At 65.1% G+C, this 4,625-nt stretch carries 9 protein-coding genes and 1 pseudogene; 5 read left to right on the forward strand and 5 right to left on the reverse strand.

What is annotated here, in order from left to right; translation table 11 throughout:
- Positions 1-75: 75 nt before the first annotated feature.
- Positions 76-399: a hypothetical protein gene (locus L6Q96_22890; protein ID MCK6557397.1), complete on the reverse strand. Its 324-nt coding sequence runs from the start codon at positions 397-399 to the stop codon at positions 76-78.
- A gap of 73 nt (positions 400-472) precedes the next feature.
- On the opposite strand from L6Q96_22890, the gene L6Q96_22895 reads away from it, so the two are divergent.
- From L6Q96_22895 to L6Q96_22910, 4 genes are all read left to right on the forward strand, one after another.
- Positions 473-874, forward strand: a complete 402-nt coding sequence (locus L6Q96_22895; protein ID MCK6557398.1) for an EF-hand domain-containing protein — start codon at positions 473-475, stop codon at positions 872-874.
- Positions 875-1,010: 136 nt separating this feature from the next.
- Positions 1,011-1,250 carry a hypothetical protein gene (locus L6Q96_22900; GenBank protein ID MCK6557399.1) on the forward strand — a complete coding sequence of 80 codons (240 nt, stop codon included), beginning with the start codon at positions 1,011-1,013 and terminating at the stop codon, positions 1,248-1,250.
- Entirely contained in the window at positions 1,243-1,587 is a 345-nt protein-coding gene (locus L6Q96_22905) for a type II toxin-antitoxin system PemK/MazF family toxin (GenBank protein MCK6557400.1), read from the forward strand. The genes L6Q96_22900 and L6Q96_22905 overlap by 8 nt, the downstream gene beginning before the upstream one ends.
- Entirely contained in the window at positions 1,584-1,796 is a 213-nt protein-coding gene (locus L6Q96_22910; protein MCK6557401.1) for a hypothetical protein, read from the forward strand. Before L6Q96_22905 ends, L6Q96_22910 begins: the two co-directional genes overlap by 4 nt.
- 270 nt (positions 1,797-2,066) lie before the next feature.
- Here L6Q96_22910 and L6Q96_22915 read toward each other — a convergent pair whose 3' ends face one another.
- A complete protein-coding gene (locus L6Q96_22915) occupies positions 2,067-2,333 on the reverse strand; it encodes a type II toxin-antitoxin system RelE/ParE family toxin (protein MCK6557402.1) in 267 nt (88 codons plus the stop codon).
- Positions 2,334-2,374: 41 nt separating this feature from the next.
- On the reverse strand, positions 2,375-2,593 hold the full coding sequence (locus L6Q96_22920) for an addiction module protein (GenBank protein ID MCK6557403.1): 219 nt from the start codon (positions 2,591-2,593) through the stop codon (positions 2,375-2,377).
- Between the two features lie 181 nt (positions 2,594-2,774).
- Here L6Q96_22920 and L6Q96_22925 point away from each other — a divergent pair.
- Positions 2,775-3,098 (forward strand): annotated as a pseudogene (locus L6Q96_22925) (transposase).
- A gap of 417 nt (positions 3,099-3,515) precedes the next feature.
- On the opposite strand, the gene L6Q96_22930 reads toward L6Q96_22925, so the two are convergent.
- Complete coding sequence (locus tag L6Q96_22930; GenBank protein MCK6557404.1) at positions 3,516-3,881, reverse strand: four helix bundle protein; 366 nt, start codon at positions 3,879-3,881, stop codon at positions 3,516-3,518.
- A 77-nt stretch (positions 3,882-3,958) separates the two neighbouring features.
- Positions 3,959-4,363, reverse strand: a complete 405-nt coding sequence (locus tag L6Q96_22935) for a hypothetical protein (GenBank protein ID MCK6557405.1) — start codon at positions 4,361-4,363, stop codon at positions 3,959-3,961.
- Positions 4,364-4,625: the final 262 nt, after the last annotated feature.

The following is a 4,625-nucleotide window of genomic DNA, read 5'->3' on the forward strand; positions in this document are numbered from 1 at the left end:
GGCGGATGCCATCACACTCCGGTTTCCCGGTAGTAGTCCGGCACGGCCGCGCCGAGGTCGACCGGCTCTCCGAGGCTAGCCAGGGCGGCCAACCAGAACCGGGGCAGCGGCAGCGGCACGGTCGCGGGTCAGGTGACCCACGACGAGAGATGGTGGCTGTCCAACACCGCTGCCGAGCAGGCCGACCGAAACTGCCACGGCGATCGCGACGGACACTGCGCCGCCGACCGCCACTCCAACCGATACTCCGCCGCCAACGCTCCCGCCGACGGTGTTTACCGCCACGCAGACCGCGTCGGTCACTGAAGTACCAACCCCAACCTCCAAGCCTTCGAAGACCGCAACATCTCCGCCGACCGCGACGGGCGCCGCGACGCCGTCTGCCACGCCTCTGGTCATGGGGACTCCGAGCCCCACGCCAACGCCGACGGCTGCTGCGGTGCTCTCGTTTGATATCGACGCGGACGACACGGTGATCGTCGTCAGCGACATCAGCGGGTTCCCGGACCGTGGGACGGTACAGATCGACGAAGAGGTGCTGACCTATTGGGGCAAGGAGCCGATCGCCTCCGGCAGTGCGCTCGCCCTCCGAGACACAGAACAGCCCGGCAGACTGCTCCATGTCGAGCGCAGCGCCAGCGCCACGGCGCATCGAGTCGGCACCCCGGTTATCCTCCTCACAAGCACCTGCCTCGGCGACTGTGACTCCAGCAACACCGTCACCGTCGACGAACTGGTGAGCGGCGTGAACATCGCGCTCGGCGACGCGCCCCTCTCCGACTGCCTCAGCTTCGATTCGAGCGGCGATGGAAAGGTCACGGTCGATGAACTGGTGAAAGCCGTGAACAGTGCGCTGAACGGGTGCGGCGGCTGAGAGGCCGGGGCGGGAGGCTGGAGACTGGAGGGAACGTGTCGGGTGTTCGGTGACTGGTGCCGGAGCCGAGTGCCACGTGAGCCCGCTCGTTACGCAGCGTCTTGCCGAGCCGGGGCGCAGCGGTTAGAGGATCGATATGACGCAGGCGCAGATTCTCGAAGAACTCAAGAAGCTCACCAGAGCGCAACGACTGCAGATCGCAGAAGCAGCCTTGGAGCTGACTCGCCAAGAGATGGAGGCGGGCGGCGAAACAAGCCGCCGTGCCGACCGGCAGCGAGAACTGGCGGCCGCCGCAGAAGCCCTCCGTGCGGAGTACGAGACCGACAGCGAACTCACGATCTTCACGACGCTCGACGGCGAGGACTTCAGTGCGTAGGGGCGCCATCTGGCTGATCAACCTCGATCCCACCGTCGGCGCAGAGATCAAGAAGACACGTCCTGCCGTCATCGTCAGCGAGGACGCCATCGGCGTGCTCCCGCTCAAGGTCATCGTGCCGCCCACGGACTGGAAGGACCGGTTCGCTGCGGCGCCGTGGTTGGTCCGCGTCGAACCGGACGCCGAGAATCACCTAGACAAGGTCTCGGCCGCCGATGCCTTTCAAGTACGTTCGGTCGCCCATCAGAGATTCGTCCGGCCCCTTGGTCAGCTTTGCGAGCCAGTGATGCGACAAATCGCCGCCGCGTTGGCGATCGTACTGCGCCTCGAAGAGTGAGCGCACGACTCCTCGATGACGGCGACTGCAACGGGGACCATGACGTGACGGTCGACGAACTCGTCAAAGGCGTCAACATTGCCCTCGGCACGCTGGCGCTCGGCGAGTGCCGCGTCTTCGATTCGAGCAACGATGGCAAGGTCACCGTCGATGAGTTGGTCGTCGTCGTCAATAACGCGTTGAACGGGTGCCCGGCAAACGGAGGCTAGGGGCTGGCGGCTGGCGGGAACGTGTCGGGCGTTCGGTGTCGGGCGACACATGTGGCCGACCGCTACGAAGCTCGTTCCCACACCCGCTATCAGCTCGAGGTTGAGTAGGGCTGTGCGTGGTTACGGGCGGATAGCCGGTACAAACGCCGTGTTTGACATAAGATCGATTCTCGGACGTTGCCCGCCATGCCCCTCGTCTTTACGATCGCCCCTTCACAGCCCGTATACAGAACGGGACCGCTCGCACCCGCGGTCCGATCGAGCGGCGTGTTAGCGCCCCCTCTTCCGAGGCTGCGGCCAGAGTCTCGGGTCGCGAGCAGTGTGGAGCACAGTGAGCACCGCGACCTGCTTCGGTTCGATACGGTAGAAGACGGCATACGGAAACCGGGAGACCATGGCGCGCCGTACCTCGCCGTGCACACGCACAAACATCTCCGGGAATTCCTCGATGGCGTCGAACGACGCGTCGACAGCCTCTAGGAATTCCTCGCCAAGACCCACGCGTTGTTCTTCGTACCACCCGTAGGCGCCAGCCAAATCCTGTCCGACCCTCCGCCGAAAAACCAACCGCGGGGCCATCAACCGCGTCGAGCTTGGGCAAGCACTTCATCCCGGGGAACGACATCGTCCGGATAGCGGTCGTGTTCAGCGACACGCTCGTCGATCACGGCGCGGTGAGCGTCGCTAAGCGGTACCTCTGCTGGCTTCGCAACGAGACTCTCCCAGATCAACTCGACCAACCGCAACCGCTCCTCAGCCGGGAGCTTGAGGATTTCGGCAACATCCGCATTGCTCATAACGCTAACCCTACCACCGTCACGTCGGGCGCGCTAACGCCTGCGCATCAGCCGCGCGCTCTCTTGCGCGTCGGCTGCATGCGCTTGATCTTCATCAAGGCCTCCTCCTCGTCACCGTGACGGGGTACGGTGGCTGTGACCAACAACGAACCTCCCCGCCGGGGAGAGAGGAGGAGCCTTGATTAACTTCTACGCACAGCAGCACCGATACTACTGCGGCATCGATCTGCATGCACGCTCCATGTACGTGTGCATCCTCGACGCCGCGGGCACCGTCGTGGTGCACAAGGACCTGCGCGCCGAGCCCGAGTCCTTCCTGCGCGTGATTGCACCGTGTCGCGACGACCTCGTCGTCGCCGTCGAGTGCATCTTCACCTGGTACTGACTCGCCGATCTGTGCGCGCGCGAGGGCATTCGCTTCGTGCTCGGCCACGCTCTCTACATGAAGGCCATCCACGGCGGTAAAGCGAAGAACGACAGAATCGACGCGCACAAGATCGCCGTGGCGGATAGCCGGTACAAACGCCGTGTTTGACATAAGCTCGATTCTCGGACGTTGCCCGCCATCCGACTCGTCTTTACGATCCCCCCTTCACAGCCCGTATGCAGCGCGGACAAAGCGCGTGTCAACAGAAGATTGCGCCGGCAGGACGGGTGCCGGCGAGGGCGCCGGGCGCACCTCGGCGCCGCCCGTCACTCCCCGAACTGCTCGGACGCGCTCTCGCAACCCGGGAGCCGCGGCGGCAACCGCGCCGGCGCCGCGACCGCCGGTGCCGTCGGCAAGCCGAGATGGCGGAGGATCTTCTCGATCACCGCGGGGGCGGATTGGGGATTGCGGATTGCGGATTTTGGATTGCGGATTTTGGATTGCGGATTTCGGATTGCGGATTTCGGATTGCGGAGTGCGGAGTCAGCTGGTCGCTTACCTGGTCCGGTCCCTTGCTGTGCGGGCGGTCTTGATGGACGACACCGTGATCGCCAGCAGTTCGTTCGCTTCTTGCCGCAGGGCTGCGAGTACGTCGGCGGCGATAGAGCCACTCTCCACGAGCAGTTCCATCCAATACATGGACTCATCCGCCTCTTCCTCGACGATCCCCATCCTGGCGACGAAGTCGGCCAACGACCGGGCACGGCAGGCGGCCCGGTAGTTGGCGCCGACGGACATCGCCGACCGCAGCAATTGCCGCCCGATGACCTCTGCGGTTCTGGTGCGCGGCAACGACTCAACCAGGTGGATCACGTCCAACGCGAACCGGCGCGTTCGCCGCTTCAGATCATGCTTCGTCATGGCCCGTGGCACCTCCGCCCGTGTAATTCGCACCCTGTCGACATGGCAGACTGCCCGCAATCCGCAATCCGCAATCGCTAGAATTCCAACCTCACGCGGTCGCCCGCCGGCACCGCCACGGCGGCGTGCAGATCGAAGCCGTCGAGATGCGCCTGCAAGCCGCCGCTCCTGCCGACGGTCACCGGGGCGGGATCGCCCCCGACGCGTACCACCGCTGCCCCGGCTCGTGGCCCGGTGACCACCCGACCCAGGACGGCAGCACCCTGGATCTCGCCGTACAGAGGCCAGTCGAACAGCCGCTCGTCGGTCGCATCCGTCTCGACGCCCGGACACTCCAGCTCGATGCCACGACGCCCGACCAGCCGCACGATCCCCCGCCGGATCGAACCCAGCAGGCGCGCAACTTCCAGGTCGGTCGGTGCCGGTGCCGGCACGAAACGCCGCGTGCCGTCCGCTTTCTGGACGAAGACCCCCTGAACCACCAGACTGTGGAAGAACGATCGATGACACCCATGTCATAGGTGAGGACGCTGCGGTGTGCCCGGCCAGTTTAGCCGTCGGAAACGACGCGATGGACGTCAAATCGAGCTGATCCGGGCACCGAAAGCCGGAGATTACCGCATGTTGTCGTGGTCCGACCCCACCCTGCACAGCCGTGGCGATCGGCTACACCAGCCTGTTCACGCTGCCCCTCGCCAACGTCAGCGCCCTCGGCGGCGACGGATTCTATGCCGACGGCCAGGA

The organism is Candidatus Binatia bacterium, assembly GCA_023150935.1.
Classification (GTDB): Bacteria; Desulfobacterota; Binatia; order HRBIN30; family HRBIN30; genus JAKLJW01.

Bases quoted from the DNA above. Each gene is read 5' to 3' on its own strand.
- L6Q96_22890 (MCK6557397.1), bottom strand. From the start codon at position 399: ATGACCAGAGGCGTGGCAGACGGCGTCGCGGCGCCCGTCGCGGTCGGC.
- L6Q96_22900 (MCK6557399.1), top strand. From the start codon at position 1,011: ATGACGCAGGCGCAGATTCTCGAAGAACTCAAGAAGCTCACCAGAGCG.
- L6Q96_22920 (MCK6557403.1), bottom strand. From the start codon at position 2,593: ATGAGCAATGCGGATGTTGCCGAAATCCTCAAGCTCCCGGCTGAGGAG.
- L6Q96_22930 (MCK6557404.1), bottom strand. From the start codon at position 3,881: ATGACGAAGCATGATCTGAAGCGGCGAACGCGCCGGTTCGCGTTGGAC.